The 23342-nt window shown below is 64.0% G+C and carries 21 protein-coding genes; 12 read left to right on the top strand and 9 right to left on the bottom strand.

Annotated features, from left to right (window positions below; genetic code table 11):
* Nucleotides 1-60: 60 nt before the first annotated feature.
* The 4 genes from AC1DYO_RS16535 to AC1DYO_RS16520 form a co-directional block, all read right to left on the bottom strand.
* Complete coding sequence (locus AC1DYO_RS16535; protein ID WP_477265090.1) at nucleotides 61-1278, bottom strand: efflux RND transporter periplasmic adaptor subunit; 1218 nt, start codon at nucleotides 1276-1278, stop codon at nucleotides 61-63.
* Nucleotides 1279-1452: 174 nt separating this feature from the next.
* Nucleotides 1453-2061: a hypothetical protein gene (locus AC1DYO_RS16530; protein WP_477264944.1), complete on the bottom strand. Its 609-nt coding sequence runs from the start codon at nucleotides 2059-2061 to the stop codon at nucleotides 1453-1455.
* Nucleotides 2058-4331: a xanthine dehydrogenase family protein molybdopterin-binding subunit gene (locus AC1DYO_RS16525; RefSeq protein ID WP_477264942.1), complete on the bottom strand. Its 2274-nt coding sequence runs from the start codon at nucleotides 4329-4331 to the stop codon at nucleotides 2058-2060. The genes AC1DYO_RS16530 and AC1DYO_RS16525 overlap by 4 nt, the downstream gene beginning before the upstream one ends.
* 2 nt (nucleotides 4332-4333) lie before the next feature.
* On the bottom strand, nucleotides 4334-4795 hold the full coding sequence (locus AC1DYO_RS16520) for a (2Fe-2S)-binding protein (RefSeq protein WP_477239223.1): 462 nt from the start codon (nucleotides 4793-4795) through the stop codon (nucleotides 4334-4336).
* A 118-nt stretch (nucleotides 4796-4913) separates the two neighbouring features.
* On the opposite strand from AC1DYO_RS16520, the gene AC1DYO_RS16515 reads away from it, so the two are divergent.
* Nucleotides 4914-5510 carry a TetR/AcrR family transcriptional regulator gene (locus AC1DYO_RS16515; protein WP_477264940.1) on the top strand — a complete coding sequence of 199 codons (597 nt, stop codon included), beginning with the start codon at nucleotides 4914-4916 and terminating at the stop codon, nucleotides 5508-5510.
* 27 nt (nucleotides 5511-5537) lie between these two features.
* On the opposite strand, the gene AC1DYO_RS16510 is transcribed toward AC1DYO_RS16515, so the two are convergent.
* Complete coding sequence (locus AC1DYO_RS16510) at nucleotides 5538-6428, bottom strand: LysR family transcriptional regulator (protein WP_477264939.1); 891 nt, start codon at nucleotides 6426-6428, stop codon at nucleotides 5538-5540.
* 110 nt (nucleotides 6429-6538) lie between these two features.
* Between AC1DYO_RS16510 and AC1DYO_RS16505 the strand changes: the two genes are divergently transcribed.
* Together AC1DYO_RS16505 and AC1DYO_RS16500 are read left to right on the top strand one after the other, a co-directional pair.
* The gene (locus AC1DYO_RS16505) at nucleotides 6539-7204 is read left to right on the top strand and encodes a peroxiredoxin-like family protein (RefSeq protein WP_477264937.1); all 666 of its coding nucleotides are present in this window, start codon (nucleotides 6539-6541) and stop codon (nucleotides 7202-7204) included.
* An 18-nt stretch (nucleotides 7205-7222) separates the two neighbouring features.
* On the top strand, nucleotides 7223-8455 hold the full coding sequence (locus tag AC1DYO_RS16500; RefSeq protein WP_477264935.1) for an MFS transporter: 1233 nt from the start codon (nucleotides 7223-7225) through the stop codon (nucleotides 8453-8455).
* Between the two features lie 21 nt (nucleotides 8456-8476).
* Here the strand turns inward: AC1DYO_RS16500 and AC1DYO_RS16495 are convergent, their stop codons facing one another.
* Together AC1DYO_RS16495 and AC1DYO_RS16490 are read right to left on the bottom strand one after the other, a co-directional pair.
* Nucleotides 8477-9607 carry a patatin-like phospholipase family protein gene (locus AC1DYO_RS16495; protein WP_477264933.1) on the bottom strand — a complete coding sequence of 377 codons (1131 nt, stop codon included), beginning with the start codon at nucleotides 9605-9607 and terminating at the stop codon, nucleotides 8477-8479.
* A gap of 216 nt (nucleotides 9608-9823) precedes the next feature.
* On the bottom strand, nucleotides 9824-10912 hold the full coding sequence (locus tag AC1DYO_RS16490) for a citrate synthase/methylcitrate synthase (protein ID WP_477264931.1): 1089 nt from the start codon (nucleotides 10910-10912) through the stop codon (nucleotides 9824-9826).
* A gap of 93 nt (nucleotides 10913-11005) precedes the next feature.
* Between AC1DYO_RS16490 and AC1DYO_RS16485 the strand changes: the two genes are divergently transcribed.
* Nucleotides 11006-12145: a citrate synthase gene (locus AC1DYO_RS16485; RefSeq protein WP_477264929.1), complete on the top strand. Its 1140-nt coding sequence runs from the start codon at nucleotides 11006-11008 to the stop codon at nucleotides 12143-12145.
* Nucleotides 12146-12174: 29 nt separating this feature from the next.
* Here AC1DYO_RS16485 and ftrA read toward each other — a convergent pair whose 3' ends face one another.
* Nucleotides 12175-13173, bottom strand: coding sequence for a transcriptional regulator FtrA (gene ftrA / locus AC1DYO_RS16480; protein WP_477264927.1), 999 nt, complete (start codon nucleotides 13171-13173; stop codon nucleotides 12175-12177).
* A gap of 88 nt (nucleotides 13174-13261) precedes the next feature.
* Between ftrA and AC1DYO_RS16475 the strand changes: the two genes are divergently transcribed.
* Both AC1DYO_RS16475 and AC1DYO_RS16470 read left to right on the top strand, forming a co-directional pair.
* Complete coding sequence (locus AC1DYO_RS16475; RefSeq protein ID WP_477264925.1) at nucleotides 13262-13681, top strand: rhodanese-like domain-containing protein; 420 nt, start codon at nucleotides 13262-13264, stop codon at nucleotides 13679-13681.
* A 77-nt stretch (nucleotides 13682-13758) separates the two neighbouring features.
* A complete protein-coding gene (locus AC1DYO_RS16470; protein ID WP_477264923.1) occupies nucleotides 13759-14220 on the top strand; it encodes an N-acetyltransferase family protein in 462 nt (153 codons plus the stop codon).
* 47 nt (nucleotides 14221-14267) lie between these two features.
* Here AC1DYO_RS16470 and phaR read toward each other — a convergent pair whose 3' ends face one another.
* Entirely contained in the window at nucleotides 14268-14882 is a 615-nt protein-coding gene (gene phaR / locus AC1DYO_RS16465) for a polyhydroxyalkanoate synthesis repressor PhaR (protein WP_477264921.1), read from the bottom strand.
* Nucleotides 14883-15185: 303 nt separating this feature from the next.
* Between phaR and AC1DYO_RS16460 the strand changes: the two genes are divergently transcribed.
* From AC1DYO_RS16460 to AC1DYO_RS16435, 6 genes are all read left to right on the top strand, one after another.
* On the top strand, nucleotides 15186-16370 hold the full coding sequence (locus AC1DYO_RS16460; RefSeq protein ID WP_477264919.1) for an acetyl-CoA C-acetyltransferase: 1185 nt from the start codon (nucleotides 15186-15188) through the stop codon (nucleotides 16368-16370).
* Nucleotides 16371-16501: 131 nt separating this feature from the next.
* Nucleotides 16502-17227, top strand: a complete 726-nt coding sequence (gene phbB / locus AC1DYO_RS16455) for an acetoacetyl-CoA reductase (RefSeq protein WP_477264917.1) — start codon at nucleotides 16502-16504, stop codon at nucleotides 17225-17227.
* A gap of 708 nt (nucleotides 17228-17935) precedes the next feature.
* On the top strand, nucleotides 17936-21373 hold the full coding sequence (locus AC1DYO_RS16450) for a helicase-related protein (RefSeq protein ID WP_477264915.1): 3438 nt from the start codon (nucleotides 17936-17938) through the stop codon (nucleotides 21371-21373).
* A gap of 76 nt (nucleotides 21374-21449) precedes the next feature.
* A complete protein-coding gene (locus tag AC1DYO_RS16445) occupies nucleotides 21450-21836 on the top strand; it encodes an RNA-binding S4 domain-containing protein (protein WP_477264913.1) in 387 nt (128 codons plus the stop codon).
* 149 nt (nucleotides 21837-21985) lie between these two features.
* Complete coding sequence (gene fdxA / locus AC1DYO_RS16440; protein ID WP_027031582.1) at nucleotides 21986-22324, top strand: ferredoxin FdxA; 339 nt, start codon at nucleotides 21986-21988, stop codon at nucleotides 22322-22324.
* A gap of 371 nt (nucleotides 22325-22695) precedes the next feature.
* The gene (locus AC1DYO_RS16435; RefSeq protein WP_023673664.1) at nucleotides 22696-23277 is read left to right on the top strand and encodes a CarD family transcriptional regulator; all 582 of its coding nucleotides are present in this window, start codon (nucleotides 22696-22698) and stop codon (nucleotides 23275-23277) included.
* The last annotated feature ends 65 nt before the right edge of the window (nucleotides 23278-23342 follow it).

The following is a 23342-nucleotide window of genomic DNA, read 5'->3' as shown; positions in this document are numbered from 1 at the left end:
TTCTCAAGATTTCAGGAGCCGCATTGCAGCCGGTTGTCCCCGCCCGGGGCCATCCCGGCGCTACTGCGTTGTCGCTTCGCCCAACAGTTTCTGGATAGTCGCCTGATCGGCCTCGACCGGCTTGACGACGTCGCCTTCCTTGACCAGTTCCTGGCCGGCGACGATGACGCGGGCATCGGCGGGAATACCGCCGAGCACGAGACCTCTCGGTGAATCGTCGACAAGGTCGATCGGGAAGAACACCACCTTGTTGTCCTTGTCGACGGCGCGGATGCCGAGATCGCCCTTGTCACCCAGCGTCACCACCGAACGCGGCAACATGACGGCGTCGGTCGGCTGCGCGCTGAGCGAAATCTCGGCTGTCATGCCGGCAGGCACCGAGCCGTCGGCATTGGGGACGGCAATTTCGACGCGGAAGGTCCGGGTTGCCGACGAGGCGTCGCGGCTGATGTAGCGCACGGTGCCTTCGACGGTCTGGCCACTGACCAGCCGGACAGTGGCCTTGTCGCCGAGCTTGAGATAGCCAAGGTCGCGTTCGCTGACTTCGCCGCGCGCAATCACTGGGTCAAGCTTGAGGATGGTTGCCACCTCGCCGCCCTCCATTATGGAACTGCCAAGTTCCACCGGCACGCGGTCGATTACGCCGTCGAAAGGCGCCCTCACCTCATTGCGCTCGAGTAAGGCCTGTGCCGTTTCCAGCAGTGACTGCGCGGAGGTCAGGTTCGAGCGCGCTGTGTCGAGCTGCAGCTTGGGCAAATTGCCTGATTTCATCAGCCGCAGCGACGCATCGAGTTCAGCCTGGCGCTGCACGACAAGCTGCTTGGCGTTGTCGACCATCGAGATCTTTTCTTCCGCCGCCAGCATCAGTACCAGATCGCCGGTCTTAACGTGATCGCCCTGCTTGACCGGCAGCTTGTCGATGACACCGGCGACGCGCGCCCCCAGCACCGCCCGTTTGTCGGCCTCGGTCAGCCCGGAAATGCGGATGGCGCGGGCATAGGTCTTGCGCGGCGGCGTGATCACCGCAACGGTGCGCAGCGGCGCCTTCGGCTCTGCCCCAGCGGCGGGCTTGGCTGCTTCCGGCGCCTTGGCCTGATCGCCCGTCTTGGCCTGATCGCCCGTCTTGGCCTGATCGCCCGTCTTGGCCTGATCGTTGGTCTTGGCCGCGCCTTCGACAGCGGCGCTGCCAACAGACGAGAACGCACCTGTTCCCATCCAGGCGGCGAAACCGATGAGCACAACAATAGCGGCAAGCTTGTGAAACCTGATTTTCGGCATCATTGTTTTTCCACTGCGGGGTTCGGCCAAACCGTCTGTAGGAGCTTCCGCGTCTTTCAACTCGGGCGCGTCGCCGATATGGGTGCGCGCTAGGCCGTGTTCAATTTGCCGTGAACGGCGAAGCGTGGTTCTACATCAAAGTTGCAGCGCAATATAGCCACAAAAGTTGCGCCATCATTGCGTCACGGGACAAGGCGCACCTGCCGCCATCCAGTTCTCGATTGCCTGATAGGTCGCTTCGGCCGAGCCGGGCGCCGGCTCACGATCGGCACCCGGAGCCCAGCCCCAGGCGACCAGTTTGTCGTCGCGCACATGCAGCGCAACATCCTCCAGACTGCGGTCGCCATTGCGGCTGCGATCCTTGATCTGGGCGCAGATTTCCGCCGAGGATTTGCCAAACCAGACCATCTCGGCCGGCGCCAGACGCCAGTTCTCAGCCCCGGGCGGCCCGTGCAATGCACTGGAATTGCTTGCGAAATGACATGTCGTGCAGCGCAGGCCCGGATTGCCGAAACCGGAGCCGTCGGCGCCGCGCTGGACGTTGAAGGCATGGACGCGCGTCCCGCCATAGTGAGCGCCGGACCAGCGCGGCCGGTCGTCGGCAACATGGCAGTCAGCGCAGCGCGGGTGCGAGAACACGGCGTAGATTTTATCCCATTCGGGCAGGCCCCTTGCGGCGTCGACTGCCACCGGCGCCGGTGCCTGCCCTTCTTGTGCGGTTGCGAAGGGCGCCGCCGAAAACATGATGGCAAGAGACGTCAGCATGATGAGGAACTTTGTCATGCGAAGGCCACCGCCTTCGACAGCGGCAGCGTCCGGATGCGCTTGCCGGTGAGCGCGAAGATGGCATTGGCAAGTGCGGGAGCCGCGGGCGGCGTGCCAATCTCGCCGACACCGCCCATCTTGTGGAAATTCTCCAATATCGCGACTTCGAAGGCCGGGCACTGAAAGATGCGCATGGCATCGAAGTCGTGAAAATTCGACTGTTCGACCATGCCATCGGCGAAGGTGATTTCCTGCCCCATCGCCGCAGACAGGCCATAAATGGCCGCGGAGATCAGCTGCGCCTCGATGATGCCTGGGTCGAGCGCGGTGCCGACATCGGCAGCGATCCACACCTTCTCGATGCGGATGCCGGCGGGCGTGTCGGCAACCTGGACGATCTCGCCGACCCAACTGCCGAACGACAGCGAAAACGCCATGCCTTTGGCCTTGCCGGCCGGCAGTGCTTCACCCCAGTTCGCCATCGCGGCGACCTTCTCAACCACCGTAACCGCCGCCGGATAGGCGGCCATCAATGTCTTGCGCAACTCGACCGGGTCGGTCTTTCCGGCCACCGCGATTTCGTCCAGAAATCCTTCGTGGAAGAAGCCGTTGATCGAACTGCCAACCGAGCGCCATGAGCCGACCGGGATGGTGACTGGGGCGGCAATGGCGCTCACCCGGTAATTCGGGATGGTGTAGGGCTGGTCGTAGGCGCCGTCGACGATGGTCTTGTCAGGCCCGAGCGGCGATATCGAGGGAAACAGCCGGCGCAAGGTGCCGGCGATCACCGATGGCGAGGCGATCGTCATGTCAACGGCGACCGGCAGGCCGTCGTCTCCTAGCCGCGCCCGGAATTTGCCGACGGCCGCTGGTCGATAGGCGTCGTGGCGCATGTCCTCTTCGCGCGTCCATGTCACCTTGACAGGACGCCCGCCCGTCTCCTTCGCCATGAGCGCAGCACACAGCGCATAATCCATCTCGACACGGCGGCCGAAGCCGCCGCCCATGAAGGTGGTGTGAACCGTCACCCTGTCCTGTTCGATGCCGAGGACGTTGGCGCAGAGCTGGCGCACCAGGGTTGGCGCCTGGTTGCCGCACCAGATGTCGAGCACGCCGTCCTTCAGCCGCGCCGTCGCATTCATCGGCTCCATCGTCGCATGCGCCAGATAGGGCACGGCATAGTCGGCTTCGATGATTTTTTCACGCGGCGCGTCGGCAAAGGCCTTGGCGGCATCGCCATCGTTGCGCATCGCCGAACCCTCGGCGCCAAGCGCCTGCTTCAGCACCCCGGCAATCGCTGCACTGTCCGGCGGATATTCCGGCTCGGCCCATTGGGTCTCGATCGCTTCCGCCGCCTTGAACGCCGCCCAGGTGTTTTCGGCGATGATGCCGAAGCCGTGGCCATAGTTCGTTTCGAGCGGCACGACTTTGATCACGCCGGGCATCTTTTCCGCCTTGGCAAGGTCCGTGCCGACCGGCCTGGACCAGAAGCGTGGGCTCATCTTCACCGTGCCGTAGAGCATGTCCGGCAACCTGACGTCGATGCCGAAGATCGGCGCGCCGGTGACCTTGGCAAGCATGTCGATCCGCTTTTGCGGCTTGCCCAGCAGTTTCCAATCGGCTTTGTCCTTGAGCCGGACTTCCGCCGGCGGAGCCATCGCGGCAGCGTTTGCCGCCACTTCGCCATAGGTCAGCGACTTGCCTGAGGCCTTGTGTAGGATCGAACCGTTGGCGGTTTCAAGATCGGCAGCTTCTATACCAAGCTTCTGCGCCGCCGCCGCAATCAGCATCTGCCGCGCGGCAGCGCCAGCCTGCCGCATCTTGTTGAAACCGTCGCGCGTCGAGGCCGAGCCGCCGGTGCCTTGCAAAGCGAGGAACTTGCCGACCACACCCAGGCCTGAACGCACAGCCTCCGCAGTCGTGCTCTCGTCGAAGAAGGCAAACGGGCCACCCTCTTCCAGCATCGCCGCGTTGTAATAAGCGTAGGAGGCCGGGCCGTGTTCTACCTTGACCTGGTCGAGGCTCACGTCGAGCTCTTCGGCGACCATGACGGCAAGCGTCGTAGAGATGCCTTGCCCCATCTCGGCGCGCGGCGCGACGATGGTAATGGTGTTGTCGGCGCCGATTTTCACATAGGGATTGAAAGTCGCCTCACCGGCGGCGAGATCGCCTTCCAGCGGATTAGGGTACGGCTTGCGGTAATAGTAATAGCCGACGGCGACGCCACCAGCGATGGCGGCCGCGCCGATGAGGAAAGTGCGGCGTGCGATCTTTGCGACGCTGACCATGATCAGAGCCCCGCCGTCTTGAGGACGGCCGCCTTCTTGATGGCGGCGCGGATCTTCGGATAGGTGCCGCAGCGGCAGAGATTGCCGCCCATGGCATTGTCGATGTCGGCATCCGTCGGATCGGCGACCTCGTCGAGCAACGCCACCGCGCTCATGATCTGGCCGGCCTGGCAGTAGCCGCATTGAGCGACCTGCTCTTCCAGCCAGGCCTGCTGCACCGGATGCAGTTTGCCGGGCGCACCGATGCCTTCGATCGTGGTGATGGCGCCCGTGGCCTGGCCGACGGGCAACGAGCAGGAGCGGACAGCCTGGCCATCGACATGCACCGTGCACGCGCCGCAGGCGGCGATGCCGCAACCGAACTTCGGCCCGGTCTTGCCGATGAGATCGCGTAGCGCCCATAGCAGCGGCATTTCGGGATCGGCATCGATGTCGAACGACTGACCGTCTACGGTGAGGCGCATGGGGATACCCTTCGTTGTCATCCACAGCCTGAAGCGGAATGGTACGCCATCCCGCTTCATACAAGTTGACAAATTTCGTAATTTTTTCAATAGAGGTTCCGCAGATAGTGTCGCAGCCGTGAATCAGATCGAAGACATCACCACCACAGACCCGAGGCGCATCCGCATTCTGGACGGTGCGATGAAGGTGTTTCTGGCCTATGGTTTTTCGCGCACCACGATGGACGATATTGCGCGCGCCGCCGACATGTCGCGGCCGGCGCTCTATCTGCTGTTCAAGAACAAGACCGACATTTTTCGCGCCATAGCCATGATGCTCCTGTCGCGCTCGGTCGAGGCGGCAAAGGTGGCGCTGGCCGGCGATGGCGCCTTCACGGAGCGCATGACCCGGGCCATCGACGAGGCGCTGATCTCGATGATGCGCGGCGTCATCTCATCGCCGCACGGCGCCGAACTGCTCGACATGAAGTCGAGCCTTGCCGATCTCGTCGTCTGCTGGCGCGACGGCCTTGGCGGACATATCGCTGCGGCGATCGAGAAAGAGGCCGGGCGTAACGGCGCCGACCTGGCGGCCAAGGGCCTGTCGGCGCGCCTGCTCGCCGACATGCTGCTTGACGGGCTGGAAGGCATGAAGGCGCGCATCAGCGATGCGGACGACCAGCGCAAGGCCGCGGCTGCGCTGGTCAAGGTGATCGACCTCGCCCTTCAAGCGTGACCGAACGTCCAAACGATGAAAAGATGCTCATGACGAGCTGAGCAATCTGCTTAGCCAATCGGCAAACCCTCTTGCCCGCTTGCTTGGCTGGCGCCCGGCCGGGAACAGGACGCGGATGGGGATGGTCGGCAGCGAAAACTCCGGCAGCAACCGGCAAAGGCGACCATCCGCAAGTTCGGCGTTGAACATCCAGCCCGAACCGAATGCCACGCCAAGTCCGGCCAGCACGCAGGCGGTGACGCCGGCCGAGCTCGAGACCCGGATGCGCGGGCTTTCCGGCAGGGTAAAGCTGGCCTCCGGGCCGATCAGCTCCTGAAAGGTCGCGCCGGTGCTGTCGGAAGGGCCGAAGATGACCTCGTGCTGAACAAGATCGCCGGGGCTGTGCGGCAAGCCATGCCGGGCGATGTAGTCCGGTGAGGCCACCAGCAGTCTCGGCGTCTGCCCGACCTTGCGTGCCATCAGGCTGGAACTATCGAGCAGACCCAGCCTGACCGCGACATCGGCGCCTTCCTCGACAAGGCTGCGCCTTCGATCGTCCATCATCAGTTCGACGGAGAGGTTGGGATGCTCGGCAAGAAGGCTGGGCAGCTGCGGAATGAGTGCGCGCACGGCGAAAGTGACCGACAACTCGACGCGCAGCAGCCCGCGCAACTCTTCATTGCCGGCGGCGGTGTCGGCCGCCGCCCCAAGCTCGGCGAGCAGCGGCCGGACCTGCTCGAGGTAACCATGCCCCGCCTCGGTCAGCCCGACCTTCCGGCTGGTGCGGACGAGGAGGCGGGCGCCGATGCGCGCCTCCAGATCGTTCAGGATCCGCGATACCGAAGGCTGCGACAGGCCGATTTCGCGGGCGACCTGCGAAAGGTTGCCGCGCTCCGCCACCCGCACGAACACTTCCAGTTCCTGGAGTCGGTCAGCCATCCACTTTCCGAATGATTGCTATCCTTTTCCGCAGGCTACCCCTGTTTTGGAAAATAGGCGAGGACGTTTGCGCCGCTGCGAGAGCGGTGAAAAATCTTCGGAGTAATCCCATGTCGCTGCAAGACAAGCTTGATGCCTTCAAGGCCGACTTTGAGAACAAGAAGGCGCCCAGACAGGCGGTCGAGATCATGCACCGCGCCACCGGCGAACTCATCGCTTCCGGTCAGGCCGACCGCGCCCTGGGGGTCGGTGCGGTCGCCCCGGCCTTCACATTGATGGAGGCTGACGGTGGCCTCGTTTCGTCGGCCGACCTGCTGGCGCGCGGCCCGCTGGTGCTCAGCTTTTACCGCGGTGTCTGGTGCCCCTATTGCAACATCGAACTTGGCGCACTGCAGGAGACCTGGCCGGCAATCAACGCCACCGGCGCGCAGCTGGTCTCCATCTCCCCGCAATCGCCGGCGAACGGTCGCAAGGCCAAGCGCGACAAGCAGGTCACGTTCCCGATGTTGAGCGATCCGAACGGCGAAGTCGCCAGCGCTTTTGGCCTGCGCTTCCGCCTGCCCGACGACCTGATCGCGCTTTACAAGAGCTTCGGCGTCGATCTGCCTGCCGTCAACGAAGACCCGTCATGGACATTGCCGATGCCGGCGCGGTTCGTGATCAGACGCGACGGCATCATCGTCTATGCGGAGGTGAGCCCGGACTACACGATCCGGCCCGACCCGGCCGGTCTGCTTCCGTTGCTGACACGGCTGCAAAACGCCGTCGCCGCCTGAGCCTGCCCGATGGAACCCATGGCAGCCACTAACTCGGCCGGCGTTGGCGCCGGCCGGCGCTGGTCGATGCTGGCGATGATCTGCGCCAGCGCCTTCCTGCCCATGACTGCCTGGTTTTCGGCAACCGCAATCGCACCGCAGCTGACGCAAGTCTGGAGCTTGTCGCCGGCGCAAGGCGCCTGGATCACAGGCGCCGTGCAGGTCGGCTTTGCGGTTGGCGCGCTCGCCTCCAGCGTTGCCGGCCTGCTAGACATCGTCTCGCTTCGCAAGGTGATCGGCATCAGTGCCCTGATCACCGCCATTGCCAATCTCTGCCTGCTGGTCGCCCCGTCCGTCGGCTTGCTGCTGCTTGCCCGATTCGCTACCGGCGTTGCCCTGGCAGGCGTCTATCCACCGGCACTCAAACTGGTTTCGACCTGGTTCCGCCGCAGGCGCGGCGTGGCACTGGGTGCCTTGCTCGCGGCGCTGACGCTCGGATCGGCGTTTCCGCATCTGCTGTCCGCGCTTGCAGCCGATGTCGCCTGGCAGGATGTCATCGTCGCGACGTCGCTCGCTGCATTGGCCGGCGCAATCCTGATCCTGAGTCTTGGCAGTGAAGGCCCTTATCCCTTCGCCAAATCGACCTTCGACCGCCGCCATATCCGGGCGGTCCTGCAGAACCGCCCGCTGGCTCTCGCCAATCTCGGCTATCTCGGACACATGTGGGAGCTCTACGCCATGTGGGGCTGGATGCTGGCCTATATCAGGGCGGGAAGCCCCGGCCTCGGCGTCGATGGCCCGAGAACGGCGTCCTTGCTTGCCTTCCTTGTCGTGGCGTCGGGCGGAATCGGCTCGATCTTGGGCGGGATTGTCGCCGACCGCATCGGCCGCACGGCAACCGCAGCAATGATGATGACGCTTTCGGGGCTTTGCGCCCTGACGATCGGCCTCACCTTCGACGGGCCGCTTTGGCTGTTCATCGCCATCGCCGTTCTCTGGGGCATGACCGTCATCGCCGATTCCGCCCAGTTTTCTGCCATGACCACCGAATTGAGTGACCCGCGCTATGTCGGCACGGCGCTTTCCCTGCAGTTGAGCGTCGGCATCGCGCTCACCTTCGTCTCGATCCACCTGACCTCATTGGCAGCGGAGGTGTTTGGCTGGCGCTGGAGCTTTCTGGTCCTCGCGCCCGGCCCACTGTTTGGCGTCAGCGCCATGCTGGCGCTGCGGCGGCGGCCGGCCGCAAGGAAGATTGCCCAGGGTCTGCGATAGCGCGTCGTCTGCGGATAAGGCTCACGCCCGCCGGCGCTCCGCCTCCGGCTTCTTGCGCGCGGCGAGAAATTCCTTCACCCGCCGGCCAGGCGCCGGGCCGCGCATCGGCTTGAAGCCGTCGTCGAGCTCGCCGGAGAGATCGAGCGTCGGGCGCTTGCCGACGGCGTCGTAATTCTCCTCCAGCCAGTCGCTCGCCGCCGTGCGGCCGAGGTCGCGCAGATAGGTCAGGAACGCCCATTCGGCGTTGACCTTCGACGACGCCGACAGATCCTTGAACGCCTCGTCGGCATCGATGCGGTGCATACGGATGTCGCGGTACTCGCCACGCGGCAGGCGGCCGGCGGCGATCAGCTCCTTGACGAAGGCGATCGAGCGGAATTCGTTCAGCAGCCCGGCATTGAAGGTGATCTCGTCGATACGGTTCTGGATCTCGTTGGCGCTTCTCGGCGTGCCTTCGCGCACCACCGGATTGATCTGCACCAACAGCACATCCTCGGTCGCCGCCGTCTTGAAGAACGGATAAAGCGCCGGATTGCCGCCATAGCCGCCATCCCAGTAAGGCACGCCCTTGATCTCGACAGCGCGAAACAATTGCGGCAGGCAGGCCGAGGCCATCACCGTGTCGAGATCGATCTCGCCGTCGGAAAAGACGCGCAACTGTCCGGTCTCGACATTGGTGGCCGAGATGAACAGCTCCATCGACTTGCAGGCGTGCACATTGGCGAAATCGATCTCCTGCTCGACCACATCGCGCAGCGGATTGAGCCCGAGCGGATTGGCGACATAGGGAGAAAACACCCGCGACATGGTGTCGAAGAAGAAGTAGCCGGGCGTGTTTTCGATCGACCAATTGCCCCAGGCGACATCCCACGGCATACGCTGCACCGGGCTGAAGCGGCCCTTCGCCGCCACAGCGCGCCAGAACTCGTCGAGCTTCTTGCGTGCGCCTTCAACGCCGCGGCGCACAAAGCCATCGGCCAGCGCCACCGCATTCATGGCGCCGGCGCTGGTGCCGGACACCGCCGCGATCTCCAGCCTGCCATCCTCCAGCAGCCGGTCGAGCACGCCCCAGGAAAAAGCCCCGTGCGAGCCGCCGCCCTGCAGCGCGATGTTGATCTTCTTGGTTTCCTCCGCCTTGCCGTTTTTCGTCATGGCGTTCCTGTATCGGTTTGGGCGCTGCTGCCTCACCCCGCCCGGGAATCGGGCTGGTTCGACTGCGGCGGACTTATGTTGCAGTGCAGCATATAAGTCCTGACCAAGGCAAGAACACGAACACGGTCGCGTGATCACATGAAATTTCGGTCATGAAGAAAAGCCTCTTCACCTCGCGGCGGAGAGGCCATGTTCGTTCGAAACAGGTTTGGAGCCTTAGGCAACAAGCTTCGGCACCGGGCCGACATAGCGCGACTGCGGCCGGATCAGCCGTCCGGTCGCCTGCTGTTCACGTGCATGCGCGATCCAGCCGGCAACGCGTCCGGCGGCGAAGACATTGCTGAAGGCCTTCGGCGGAAAGCCCGCCGCTTCCAGCACGAGCGCGGTGTAGAATTCGACATTGGTCTGCAACGAGCGCTGCGGCTTGGCGATCCGCAGCACCTCGAGCGCCGTCTGCTCGACCTTCTCGGCGAAGGCCAGCCGGCGGCCGGTCTTGCCCTCGCCGCCCAGCTGCCGCACCACCGCCTTCAGCACATCGGCGCGCGGATCGCGCACGCGGTAGATGCGATGGCCGAAGCCCATGATGCGTTCGCCATGCGCAACCTCGTCGCGCAGCCAGCCAGCGGCATCGCCATGCGCCTGGATTGCATCCAGCATCTCGATCACCGGGCCGGGCGCGCCGCCATGCAACGGTCCCTTGAGCGCACCGAGCCCGGCCAGCACCGATGATGTCAGCCCCGCCAATGTCGAAGCGACGACGCGGGTGGCGAAGGTCGAGGCGTTGAGGCCGTGGTCGCAGACAGTTACCAGATAGGTGTCGAGCGCCTTGGCCAGCGCTGGCGACGGGGCCGCTCCCTTCAGCATTCGCAACATGTCGGCGGCATGATCGGCTTTGGCGTCGGGCGCGATCGGCTGCTCGCCGCGCGCCAGGCGCAGCAGAGCCGGCGTCAGCACGGCAGGCGCCGCGATCAGCCGCAATGCATCAGCCAGGGTCTCGCCGTCCGGCAGCAGCGCCATGCCGGCGCGCATGGCGCTGTAGACATCAAGCGGCGCCAGCAGCGGCAACGAAGGCGAAAACCACTCGAACACCTCGACGCGAGCCTTGCCCAGTCGCGCCGCGAGTTCGACATCGTCGGGGAGGTCGTCGAAGAAGCCGTCGAGCAACAAGCGAACCACTTGCGGGAAACTCCATCGGCCTGCCAGTTCCGGCAGAGAATGACCGCGGATCGTCAGGCGGCCGCCAAGGCCATCGACATCGGAGAGCACCGTCTCCGCCGCCACCACATCATCGAGCCCGTTTGCCATGTCTCATCTCCTTGCAGCCTTTCTGCGCAACAGATAAGGATTGATCCGCAGCTTCATCAATCTTGATCAATATAATCAATATCAGGCTCGAAAATGTCCGAATGGCTGTCGCGGGAAGAGGCGCTGGAAACGCTCAAGGTCCGGCCGCAAACGCTCTACGCCTATGTCAGCCGCGGCCGCATCGGCATGCGGCCGGATCAGACCGACCCGCGCCGCAGCCAATACCGCGCCGACGACATCGCGGCACTGGCAACCCGCCGCGCGCGCGGCCGCAGCCCCTCGGCCATCGCTGAGAGCGCGATTGCCTGGGGCGAGCCGTCGATCGTCACCGCGATCTCAACGGTCCTGCACGGTCGACTTATCTATCGGGGGCAAGACGCCGCTGTGCTCTCCGAGACGGCTACGCTGGAAGAAACCGCCGCTTTGCTCTGGGCTTTGCCTGAACCGGTGCTTTTCAAGGCACGCTCGCACGACGCCTCTACTCAACTTGGCCGAGCCTCGGCCTTCACCCAATTGGCAGCACTTGCCGGCCAGGGGCGACCTTCGCTTGGGCGCAGCACCGCTTCGCTGTGCGTGGATGCAGCACATGCGGTCGGTGCGCTCGCGCTGTCGCTCGGTGCCACAGCAGGTGCAGAACCTGTCCATCAGCGGCTGGCGCGAGGCTGGTCGGTGAATGCGACGGGAACGGAAGCGATCCGCCGTGCCCTTGTCCTGCTTGCCGATCATGAACTCAACGCATCGACCTTCGCCACCCGCGTCGCCGCCTCGACCGGAGCCTCGCCGGCCGCATGCCTGCTGGCAGGCCTGGCAACCCTGTCCGGCCCGCGCCACGGCGGCGCCGGCGAAGCGGTGATGCAGCTGGCCGAGGATGCGGCGGGACACGGCGCCGATGCGGCGATACGGCGCTGGCTTGGTCACGACCGGCCATTGCCGGCATTCGGCCATCCGCTCTATCCCGAGGGCGACCCGCGAGCCACCGCACTTCTGGCAGCCATCCCTGTCGACGAGACGCTGCAACAGCTGCAAAAAGCCGCCATTGCCGCGACCGGCGCACACCCGAACATCGACTTTGCCCTGGCCGCACTAACGCGCGGCCTTGGCTTGCCGCGCGATGCACCATTCCAACTGTTTGCGCTTGGACGCAGCGTCGGCTGGGCCGCGCATATGGTCGAACAGATAACCAGCGGCAGCATCATCAGGCCGCGTGGCCGCTATGTCGGGTCACTAACCTGACTGCGCATTGCCTCGTGGTTTGATCTGCGTCAGGCCGACCTGGCATTGGTCCCGAACCGCGCACGGTAGGCGACTGGCGTCGTGGAAAACTGCTGACGAAAGTGGTGCCGCAGCGTGCCTGCCGCRCCAAAGCCGACGGTCTCGGCAATCCGCTCGATCGGCATGGCGGTATCCTCCAGCAGCGTGCGCGCCCGCGAAAGCCGCTCCGACAGCAGCCACCGCGCCGGCGTGACGCCGGTTGCGGCGGCGAACCGGCGCAGAAATGTCCGCTCGCTCATCCCGGCAAGCTCGGCCAGGGTTGCGACCGGATAGTCGGCGGAGATATTGGCGCGCATTCTGTCGATCAGCGGTCCAAGCCGGCTGCGCTCGTGCGGCTCGGGAACGGAACTCTCGACATACTGCGCCTGGCCGCCGTCGCGGTGCGGCGGCACGACCAGACGGCGCGCGACCATGTTTGCGGCCTTGGTGCCGAAGTCGCGCCGGACCAGGTGCAGGCAAAGGTCGATGCCCGCGGCACTGCCGGCCGATGTCAGGACGTTTCCTTCGTCAATGTACAACACGTCGGGAACCACGGTGATGTCGGGGTATAATTGCCTGAGCTTCTCGCTGTAGCGCCAATGCGTGGTTGCCCTTTTGCCGGCAAGCAGGCCCGCGGCGGCAAGCACGAACACGCCCGAACAGATCGACAGAATGCGGGCGCCGCGGTCGTGTGCCTTTCGAAGCGCCTCGATCAGCGACGGCGGCACCGGCGCCTCCGATCCGCGCCATCCAGGCACGATCACCGTGCCGGCCTCGCCGATCAGATCGACCCCGCCATCGGCAACGATGCGCACGCCACCCAGCGCGCGCATTTCGCCGGCGTCGATCCCGGCGACGGCAAAACGGTACCAATCCTTGCCCATTTCCGGCCTGGGCAAGGCGAAGATCTCAACCGCCACGCCGAACTCGAACGTGCACAAGCCGTCATAGGCAATGGCAACGACGAGAGGGCTGGCAGGGCGCGGATTGGCAGAGGACGCATTTGGCATGATCTTGACGATATATGGCAAAGCTGCCAGCTGCAATCGCCAGCCTGGGTGCTTTATCTCTCCGTCGCATCAGCAACGGAGATACCAGATGAGCTACGTGACAGACATTCCCGCGGCATCGCCGGAAATCGCCCGCGACCATTTCCTGCGCCGGCTTTCCGTCGAGACCGACTGTTCCGACGTCGCCGCGGCATTGCGCGCCGGCAAGCCGGACTTTGTCCTTCTGCATGTGGTCGGTTCGCCGGAAGCCTATGTGCGCCGCCATGTACCAGGCGCCCTGCATCTGCCGCACCGCGAGATATCGGCCGAGCGGATGGCGCAGTGGCCGGCGCAGACGCTGTTCGTCGTCTATTGCGCGGGACCGCATTGCAATGGCGCGGATCAGGCGGCCTTCAAGCTGGCCAGCCTCAGCCGTCCCGTGAAGATCATGATCGGCGGCATAACCGGCTGGCAGGACGAGGAACTCCCTTTCGCCTCGGGCAAGGAGCCAGGCGTCTTGCACGCATGACCCTTGGTTCAGCACCAGGCTGGCGCGGGAGCGTGCACGCGATATGGTCGACCTTGAAGACAATGGAAAGCATGCAGATGGCGGCGATTTCGGTCCGTCCGTTCGGACGGCAGGATGTTGGCGCGGTGCTCGCACTTATGCGGGCGCTGGCCGTTTTCGAGGGCTATGACGACAGGTTGCGCGTCACCGAGGCTGACCTGATCACGCATGGGCTGGGGCCATCGCCCCGGTTCGGCGTGTTGGTGGCGGAGCGAGAGGGCGTGATCGTCGGCATCGCCGTCCACTACCTCATCCCGTGGACTTACGACCTGAAGCCGGTTGTCTGGCTGAAGGAACTCTATGTCGCCGAGGCGGCCCGCGGCATGGCGGTCGGCCATGCGCTTGTGGAACGGCTTCGCCAATACGCCACAGGCATTGGTGCATCGGCCATCAAGTGGACGGTGCTGAAATCCAACCTGCCGGCGAAGGCTTTTTACCACGCACTCGGCGGGCAGCCCGACGAGATCTGGGAAGCGTGGCAGCTGAAAATCGACCCGTGAAGGCAAGGCCCGACCGGTAGATCTGGTCAGGCCATGCCACGCCCATCTTACGACATGGTGTCGAGCTTACGCTGCATGGCGGCAATCTGTTCCTTCAACTCCTGAAGGTCGTCGCCGCCCTTTTCCGGCGCTTCCTTGCGCGCCGGCTCGGGCGCAGCCGCGGCAGCGCCATTCGCGGCGGCTGATGGGAACGGCGTGAACAGGCGCATGGCGTTCTGGAACATTTCCATGTTGCGGCGCGTCTGCTCTTCCAGCGCCTTGATCGGCGTGGCGATCTTCATCACATCCAGCGGCGACTTGCCGATCGCGCCCTTCATCTGCTCGCGGAAGCGCTCCTGCTCCTTGGAGAAGGCGATCATCGACTGTTCGAGGAAGCTCGGCACGATCTGCTGCATCTGGTCGCCATAGAACGCGATCAGCTGGCGCAGGAACGGGATCGGCAGCATGTTCTGCCCATCCTTGTTCTCCAGCTCGAAGATGATCTGCGTCAGCACCGGATGGGTGATGTCGTCGCCGGTCTTGGCATCCTGGACCGTGAACTCTTCGCCCTTCTTGACCATCTCGGCCAGATCCTCGAGCGTCACATAGGTGCTGGTGCCTGTGTTGTAGAGACGGCGGTTGGCATATTTCTTGATAATGATCGGGTCGTCTTTCGCGGCCATCAGCATCCTCCCGGGGACACCGGCGCGCCTGAGTAAGCCGCCGGTAACGATTGCGCCATTTTTAAGGATATGCGCAAAAGCTCCATAATTCCAAGCGCTTTGTGCAGTGCGGCATCATTTATTGCTGCATGGCGGGCTAAATATGCTGCGCAGCAAAGGTCAGGCGATCATGCCGGCCGCTCGTGCCCTGCTTGCGGCGCATGCCCGGCATGCCCATTTCCGGTTTGACTTGGGGTGTGGAACGGGCAAGAAAAGTCCCAACAAGCACCCAAGAACACGACACCTCGAAGTCTGGAGAGAAAAATGTCCGCTTCCAATTCAATCGTCGTTGCCAGCGCCGCACGCACCGCTGTCGGCTCCTTCAACGGCGCCTTCGCCGCCACGCCGGCGCATGAGCTTGGCGCTGTCGTCATCAAGGAGCTTTTGTCGCGCGCCGGTGTCGAGCCGGGCGAAGTCGACGAGGTCATTCTCGGTCAGGTGCTGACGGCGGCACAGGGCCAGAACCCGGCCCGCCAGGCGTCGATCAATGCCGGCCTGCCCAAGGAGACCACGGCCTGGGGTCTCAATCAGGTTTGCGGCTCGGGTCTGCGCGCCATCGCGCTCGGCATGCAGCAGATCGCCACCGGCGACGCCAAGATGATCATCGCCGGTGGCCAGGAATCGATGTCGCTGTCGCCGCACGCCGAGCACCTGCGCGCCGGCGTCAAGATGGGCGACTACAAGATGATCGACACCATGATCAAGGATGGCCTGTGGGACGCTTTCAACGGCTATCACATGGGCAACACCGCCGAGAACGTCGCCCGCCAGTTCCAGATCACCCGCGACGACCAGGACCAGTTCGCGCTGGCCTCGCAGAACAAGGCCGAGGCCGCGCAGAAGGCCGGCAAGTTCAAGGACGAGATCGTTGCCTTCACCATCAAGGGCAGGAAGGGCGACACCATTGTCGACCAGGATGAATACATCCGCCACGGTGCCACCATCGACGCCATGACCAAGCTGAAGCCGGCCTTCGACAAGGACGGCACGGTGACCGCCGCCAATGCGTCGGGCATCAATGACGGCGCCGCCGGCGCGCTGCTGATGACAGAAGCCGAGGCATCGCGGCGCGGCATCACTCCGCTGGTGCGCATCGCGTCATGGGCGACCGCCGGCGTCGATCCGGCAATCATGGGCACCGGACCTATCCCGGCTTCGAAGCGGGCGCTCGAGAAGGCCGGTTGGTCGGTCAAGGACCTCGACCTCGTCGAGGCCAATGAAGCCTTCGCCGCGCAGGCCTGTGCCGTCAACAAGGGCATGGGCTGGGATACGTCGATCGTCAACGTCAATGGCGGCGCCATCGCCATCGGCCATCCGATTGGCGCTTCGGGCGCCCGCGTCTTCAACACGCTGGTTTTCGAGATGCGCCGCCGCGGCGCCAAGAAGGGCCTCGCCACGCTCTGCATCGGCGGCGGCATGGGCGTCGCTCTGTGCGTGGAAGCGCTCTGAGAAAAGAAGTGAGTAGCGAATAGGGAGTAGCGAATAGGGAAGAATAGCTTCAGCGCGGCGGGACATCGTACCCCTACTCGCTATTCGCTACTCCCTACTCACTCTTCCGACCAAAGGGAGGAATGCAATACATGACCAAAGTAGCGCTCGTCACCGGTGGATCGCGCGGCATCGGCGCCGCCATTTCGATCGGCCTGAAGAATGCCGGTTATACCGTTGCCGCCAACTATGCCGGCAATGACGAGGCTGCGGCAAAGTTCAGCGCACAAACCGGCATCAAGACCTACAGATGGTCGGTCGCCGACTACGATGCCTGCGCCGCCGGGATCAAACAGGTCGAGGCTGATCTCGGCCCGGTCTCGGTGCTGGTCAACAATGCCGGCATCACCCGCGACGCCATGTTCCACAAGCTGACGCGCGAGCAGTGGAAAGAGGTCATCGACACCAACCTCTCCGGCGTCTTCAACATGACCCATCCGCTGTGGGGCGGCATGCGCGACCGCAAATTCGGCCGCGTCATCACCATCTCGTCGATCAACGGCCAGAAGGGCCAGGCCGGCCAAGTCAATTATTCCGCCGCCAAGGCCGGTGACATCGGCTTCTCCAAGGCGCTCGCTCAAGAGGGCGCTCGCGCGGGCATCACTGTCAACGTCATCTGCCCCGGCTACATCGCCACCGAGATGGTCAAGGCCATCGACGAGAAGGTTCTGAATGAACGCATCATCCCGCAGATCCCGGTCGGCCGCCTCGGCGAACCGGAGGAGATCGCGCGCTGCGTCGTCTTCCTCGCTTCCGAAGACGCCGGCTTCATCACAGGTTCGACCATCAGCGCCAATGGCGGCCAGTACTTCGCCTGAGGCCAATATTCCGGCTTGGAGATAGACGGGCCGATTCACGGCCCGTTTTTTCCTCGTCGACCGGCATGCTCCAGAGAGCCTATGCGTGAGGTGCTGCCCCGTTCCGGCACGCAAAGATTAACGGCTTCCAGGCGCCCTGTGCAAAACCCGCTTCACAAGCTGTGAATTCTCGGTTGGCAAGCTGTGGATAACACAACATGTTGGGGTGAACATAACGGGAAAATCCCGACATCGCTGATTCGTCGCCGATTCGTTCCGGCTTTGACCGAAACGTTAATGGCGAAGGCCGAAAAGCTCAGCCAAATGGTTAAGCCCGGTTAAGAAAAGTCAATAATTTCATAATCTTGGCCGAAGCCTGTTGGAGCGCCACGAGGCTTCGCCGGCAAAGGTTAACGCGAAAGCTCGCCCTGCATGAATCGGGCCAGTTCAATGGATTCAGCATGTGGTGAGACTCCCGGTCGCAAAATCCACATGTAGCCGTGAACAAAAGCTGAACCTGCTGGAGTCACTGATTCGTCGCCGATTCGTTCCAGACTCGTTCCAACTGTTAATCGGGAGCGAATCCGGACCTCCAAAGAGACCTCAGGACTGCCGGCCGGAACATTCTGCTTTCGCTTCGCGCCCGAAATCCCTATGTGTCGCCTGTCATACGCGCCATGCGAGGCGCGCTCCCGACAACACGATGCAGAAAGCCTCATTTCCGGGCCGATGAACATCCAGCCGAAACACACCGAGCCGCTGATCCTGTCGGGCCGCGACGTGACCGCCGTCCTGGGACCGACCAACACCGGCAAGACCCATCTCGCCATCGAGCGCATGGTGGCGCATGAGAGCGGCATCATCGGCCTGCCGCTCCGCCTTCTGGCGCGAGAAGTCTATGCCCGTGTCTGCGAAAAGGTCGGCGCCCACAAGGTGGCGCTGATCACCGGCGAGGAAAAGATCCAGCCGCCCGGCGCGAAATATTCGGTCTGTACCGTCGAGGCGATGCCGCGCGAGACCGACGCCGCCTTCGTCGCCATCGACGAGGTCCAGCTCGCCGGCGACCTCGAGCGCGGCCACATTTTCACCGACCGCATCCTGCATCTGCGCGGTCGCCAGGAAACGCTGCTGCTCGGTGCCGCCACCATGCATGGCATTCTGCAGCGCCTGCTGAAGGGCGTCTCGGTGGTGACGCGGCCAAGGCTGTCGCACCTCGCCTATGCCGGCTCGAAGAAGCTGACCCGTTTGCCGCGTCGTACCGCCATCGTCGCCTTCTCCGCCGACGAGGTCTATGCCATCGGCGAACTGATCCGCCGCCAGCAAGGCGGCGCTGCCGTCGTGCTCGGCGCGCTCAGCCCACGCACCCGCAACGCCCAGGTGGCAATGTTCCAGGCGGGCGACGTCGACTATCTCGTTGCCACCGATGCCATCGGCATGGGTCTCAACCTCGATCTCGACCATGTCGCCTTTGCCCAGAACCGCAAATTCGACGGCTACCAGTACCGCAATCTAACGGCGGCCGAGCTTGGCCAGATCGCCGGCCGCGCCGGCCGGCATCTGCGCGACGGCACTTTCGGCGTCACCGGCCAGGTCGATCCCCTGGACGAGGAACTGGTCAAGCGCATCGAAGGCCACGAGTTCGATCCAGTGAAGGTGCTGCAATGGCGCACCGCGCATTTCGATTTCGCCAGCCTTGATGCACTAAAGCGCTCGATCGAGACCAATGCGCCGGTCGAAGGCCTGACGCGGGCGCTGCCGGCGGTCGATGCGCAGGCGCTCGAACATCTCTCCCGCGACGAGGACATCCGCGCGCTCGCCACCAATGCCAAGCGCGTGGCGCTGCTGTGGGAAGCCTGCGCTCTCCCCGACTACCGCAAGATTGCGCCGGCCCAGCACTCCGACCTGATCGCCTCGATCTACACGGACCTCGCCAAACACGGCCATGTCGACGAGAACTACATGGCCGAGCAGGTGCGCAGGGCCGACACCACCGAAGGCGACATCGACACGCTGTCGCACCGCATTGCCCAGATCCGCACCTGGACATTCGTGTCCAACCGACCGGGCTGGCTGGCCGATCAGGCACACTGGCAGGAAAAGACGCGCGAAATCGAAGACAGATTGTCGGATGCGCTGCATGAGCGGTTGACGAAACGGTTTGTAGACCGCAGGACTTCCGTCCTCATGCGGCGCCTTAGAGAAAATACAATGCCTGAAGCCGAAATCAGTCCTACCGGAACCGTCCTTGTCGAAGGCCATCATGTCGGCGAGTTGCAAGGGTTCCGCTTCACCGCCGACCAGAGCGCCGGCGGCGAAGACGCCAAGGCCGTGCGTACGGCAGCGCAAAAAGCGTTGGCCGCCGAGTTCGAGGCGCGTGCCGAACGCTTTGGCGCCTGCGCCAATGGCGACCTGGCGCTCGGCTCCGACGGCACGCTGCGCTGGATCGGCGCACCGATCGGCACGCTGGTTGCCGGCGAAGACGCGCTGAAGCCGCGTCTGGTGCTGCTGGCCGACGAGCAGCTGACCGGCCCCGCCCGCGACAAGGTCGCGGCGCGCGCCGAGCGCTTCGTCAATTTCCAGATCGAAACGCTGCTGAAGCCGCTGGTCGACTTGAAGAACGCCGATCAGATCACCGGCATCGGCCGCGGCATCGCCTTCCAGCTCGTCGAGCATTTCGGCCTCATCAACCGCCGCGACATCGCCGAGGAGATGAAGTCGCTCGACCAGGAAGGGCGCGCTGCCTTGCGTCGGCTCGGCGTGCGCTTCGGCGCCTACCATGTCTTCGTGCCGGCACTGATCAAGCCCGCGCCCGCCGGACTGATTACGCTTTTGTGGGCGCTGAAGAACGACGGCAAGGACAAGCCCGGCTTCGGCGACGTCGTCCACGCGCTGGCCTCCGGCCGCACTTCGGTGGTCATCGATCCGGCTTTCGACAAGACCTTCTACAAGCTCGCCGGCTACCGCAATCTCGGCCGCCGCGCCGTGCGCATCGACATTCTGGAACGGCTGGCAGACCTGATCCGCCCGGCGACCAACTGGAAGCCCGGTCTCGGACAGCGCCCCGACGGTGCTTATGATGGCCAGTCCTTCATGGTGACGCCGCCGATGATGTCGATCCTCGGCGCCACCGCCGACGACATGGAAGAGATCCTGAAAGGTCTCGGCTATCGCGCCGAGCCGAAGCCGCCCGCAGAGGTGAAGGCGCGGCTGGAAGCGCAGGACAACGCCGCGCGGGAAGCGGCTGCCGCCAAGCTGGCGGAAGCGGCTGCAAAAGCCGAGCAGGCCCAGGCGGCGGAAGCCGCGACCAATGCCGACGCCGTTGTCGACGCCCCGGAGCCGGATGCGCCTACCGCAGACGTTGCAGCCGAGGCTGCTGCGGAGCCCGTCGCCGAAGCTGCAACGGAAGCTGTCGCGGACGCCCAACCGGAAACACCTGCCGAAGTCTCGGAAGGGACACAGGTGGCGGAAGCCGCTGCTGAAGTCACTCCCGCCGAAAGCGGCGACGCACTTACCTCCCCCTCGATGGGGGAGGTCGCGGCGCGAAGCGACGCGGGTGGGGGTGACGGCGCTGACGAAGCGGATAGTGCAGACCGCATGAACGATGCAGGTGCAACCCCCGAAGCTGGCGCTGCCCCCGCCCCGGCGCTGCGCGCCGACCCTCCCCACGAGGGGGAGGGTGGAACCGCTGAGCCTGCCCCTGAGGCTGAAGAACCAAAGCCGATATTGTTGTGGCGGCAGGGCCGTTTTGAGCAGCGCCCGCGTCATCGCCACGAAAACCGCCGGGACAATCGCCCGCGCAACGGTCAGGCTGCCCGCACCGATGCGCCTGCCGATGCTGCCGGCGGACAGCCGGCACCTGGCGAACGGCCGGCCTATCAGGGCCGGCGTGACCAGCGCGACGGTGCTGCCAAGCCGCGCTTCGATCGCTCGAAGTTCAAGCCCAAGCCGCAAGCCGAGGGCGAACAGCGCCGCGACGGCAAGCCGCAAGGCGAGCGTCCCCGCGAAGGCCGCCCCGACTGGAAAGGCGGCAGGCCGGAAGGCAAAGGCGGCCCGCAAGGCGGCAAGCCAGCCTTCCAGGCCAAGCCGCGCGAGGAACGCCCGGTGCGCTTCGATCCGGATTCGCCATTCGCCAAGCTAGCCGCCTTGCGCGACCAGCTGAAGAAGTAGGCTCTGAGCATGATCCCGAAAAGTGGGAACCGGTTTTCGGACAAGATCATGCTCCAACAAGAGATAACTCACTGCGATGGTTGCTGAGGGTCGTCAGCGCATCGACAAGTGGCTGTTCTTCTCGCGCGCCGTAAAATCGCGCTCACTGGCGGCCAAGTTGGTGGTCGCCGGACGCGTCCGCGTTAACAGCGACAAAGCAGCGCAGGCATCGGATCTGATCAAACCCGGCGACGTTTTGACCATCACGCTCGAGCGCCGCATCGTCGTCTGGAAGGTGCTCGGCACGGGCGTACGGCGCGGTCCGGCCGAGGAAGCGCGCACGCTCTATGAGGATCTGTCGCCGCCACCCGCGCCGAAAGGAGAGGCTGTTGCCGATGCCATTCCCGCATTGCGCGACGCCGGCAGCGGCCGGCCGACCAAGAAAGAGCGCAGGCAAACCGACCGGCTGTTCGGCGAAGACTGAAGCGTTGGCGCCCTCCGCCATGCCGGCGATCTGGAATTCCATTCCGGACGCTCCGGCCCCGCCGGGAACAGCCGCCCTTGCAAGCGGCAGGCAAAGGCGTTACCTCACCAAAAAAGCCTAGCGAGAACGGGACGTCCCGGAGCCGACCAATGACCTATGTCGTGACCGACAACTGCATCAAATGCAAGTACATGGACTGCATCGAGGTCTGTCCGGTCGACTGTTTCTATGAAGGCGAAAACATGCTCGTCATACATCCCGACGAGTGCATCGACTGCGGCGTGTGCGAACCGGAATGCCCGGCCGATGCGATCAAGCCCGACACCGAGCCGGGCCTCGACAAATGGCTGCAGGTCAACACCGAATACGCCGAGAAATGGCCCAACATCACCGCCAAGAAGGAGCCTCCGGCAGACGCCAAGACCTTCGACGGCGAGGCCGGCAAGTTCGAGAAATACTTCTCCGCCGAGCCGGGCGAAGGCGACTGATGCTACGGCCGACTTGGCCGTTATAACGCTGCGTAACGCGCATCATAGAATAACCGCCTTGACAGGCGGCGATGTCGCTCGACCTTCGCGTTTGCAGCAAAACCTTGATTCTTCCTACTTTTTGTGCTACATCTGCTGAAACATGCCGGTGACACAACGTCGATTTATGGCGCAAGCGCCCCAAATCACTGAAAGGTGAAATCCCCAATCGGACCAGAGCGATCTGGGCCAGGCAGTCGCTATGTATGCGGTTTGCCGGTCCCGGCTTTTTCCGATGGGTTCATCTGTTGTGCGGCAAACGGTCGGTGTCCCCGATCGCACGCGTTCGGACCGGCAGGCCGCCGGTACCACAACAAGGAGTTCAGGGCGTAATGGCAACGATCACCCCGCAGAAGAAGTCCACCTCGGCACGTCACGGTTTCAAGACCGGCGAGTACATCGTCTATCCGGCGCACGGCGTCGGCCAGATCGTCTCGATCGACGAGCAGGAAGTTGCGGGCCACAAGCTGGAACTGTTCGTCATCGACTTCCAGAAGGACAAGATGCGCCTGAAGGTTCCGGTCGCCAAGGCGACCTCCATCGGCATGCGCAAGCTGTCGGAAGAGGATTATGTCGAGCGCGCGCTGAAGGTTGTGCAGGGCCGCGCCCGCGTCAAGCGCACCATGTGGTCGCGCCGCGCCCAGGAATATGATGCCAAGATCAATTCGGGCGACCTGATCTCGATTTCGGAAGTCGTGCGCGACCTCTACCGCGCCGACAACCAGCCGGAGCAGTCCTATTCCGAGCGTCAGCTCTATGAGGCGGCACTCGACCGCATGGCCCGCGAGATCGCGGCGGTCAACCGCATGTCGGAAACCGAAGCCGTGCGCCTGATCGAGGTCAACCTCAACAAGGGCCCCAAGCGCGGCGCCAAGGCCGACAATGAGGAAGCCGAACAGGAAGAAGCTGCCTGATCGCTTTCGAATTTGAATTCATGAAAAACCCGGCCTTGTGCCGGGTTTTTTGTTTTTGGTCTGAG

Source organism: Mesorhizobium sp. P2_F5, assembly GCF_056403715.1.
The sequence above is the reverse complement of the archived record's forward strand: the minus strand, read 5'-3'. Positions and strand labels throughout refer to the sequence as shown.

Bases quoted from the DNA above. Each gene is read 5' to 3' on its own strand.
- AC1DYO_RS16535 (WP_477265090.1), bottom strand. From the start codon at position 1,278: ATGCCGAAAATCAGGTTTCACAAGCTTGCCGCTATTGTTGTGCTCATC.
- AC1DYO_RS16530 (WP_477264944.1), bottom strand. From the start codon at position 2,061: ATGACAAAGTTCCTCATCATGCTGACGTCTCTTGCCATCATGTTTTCG.
- AC1DYO_RS16525 (WP_477264942.1), bottom strand. From the start codon at position 4,331: ATGGTCAGCGTCGCAAAGATCGCACGCCGCACTTTCCTCATCGGCGCG.
- AC1DYO_RS16520 (WP_477239223.1), bottom strand. From the start codon at position 4,795: ATGCGCCTCACCGTAGACGGTCAGTCGTTCGACATCGATGCCGATCCC.
- AC1DYO_RS16510 (WP_477264939.1), bottom strand. From the start codon at position 6,428: ATGGCTGACCGACTCCAGGAACTGGAAGTGTTCGTGCGGGTGGCGGAG.
- AC1DYO_RS16505 (WP_477264937.1), top strand. From the start codon at position 6,539: ATGTCGCTGCAAGACAAGCTTGATGCCTTCAAGGCCGACTTTGAGAAC.
- AC1DYO_RS16500 (WP_477264935.1), top strand. From the start codon at position 7,223: ATGGCAGCCACTAACTCGGCCGGCGTTGGCGCCGGCCGGCGCTGGTCG.
- AC1DYO_RS16495 (WP_477264933.1), bottom strand. From the start codon at position 9,607: ATGACGAAAAACGGCAAGGCGGAGGAAACCAAGAAGATCAACATCGCG.
- AC1DYO_RS16490 (WP_477264931.1), bottom strand. From the start codon at position 10,912: ATGGCAAACGGGCTCGATGATGTGGTGGCGGCGGAGACGGTGCTCTCC.
- AC1DYO_RS16485 (WP_477264929.1), top strand. From the start codon at position 11,006: ATGTCCGAATGGCTGTCGCGGGAAGAGGCGCTGGAAACGCTCAAGGTC.
- AC1DYO_RS16475 (WP_477264925.1), top strand. From the start codon at position 13,262: ATGAGCTACGTGACAGACATTCCCGCGGCATCGCCGGAAATCGCCCGC.
- AC1DYO_RS16470 (WP_477264923.1), top strand. From the start codon at position 13,759: ATGGCGGCGATTTCGGTCCGTCCGTTCGGACGGCAGGATGTTGGCGCG.
- phaR (WP_477264921.1), bottom strand. From the start codon at position 14,882: ATGGCCGCGAAAGACGACCCGATCATTATCAAGAAATATGCCAACCGC.
- AC1DYO_RS16460 (WP_477264919.1), top strand. From the start codon at position 15,186: ATGTCCGCTTCCAATTCAATCGTCGTTGCCAGCGCCGCACGCACCGCT.
- phbB (WP_477264917.1), top strand. From the start codon at position 16,502: ATGACCAAAGTAGCGCTCGTCACCGGTGGATCGCGCGGCATCGGCGCC.
- AC1DYO_RS16450 (WP_477264915.1), top strand. From the start codon at position 17,936: ATGAACATCCAGCCGAAACACACCGAGCCGCTGATCCTGTCGGGCCGC.
- AC1DYO_RS16445 (WP_477264913.1), top strand. From the start codon at position 21,450: ATGGTTGCTGAGGGTCGTCAGCGCATCGACAAGTGGCTGTTCTTCTCG.
- fdxA (WP_027031582.1), top strand. From the start codon at position 21,986: ATGACCTATGTCGTGACCGACAACTGCATCAAATGCAAGTACATGGAC.
- AC1DYO_RS16435 (WP_023673664.1), top strand. From the start codon at position 22,696: ATGGCAACGATCACCCCGCAGAAGAAGTCCACCTCGGCACGTCACGGT.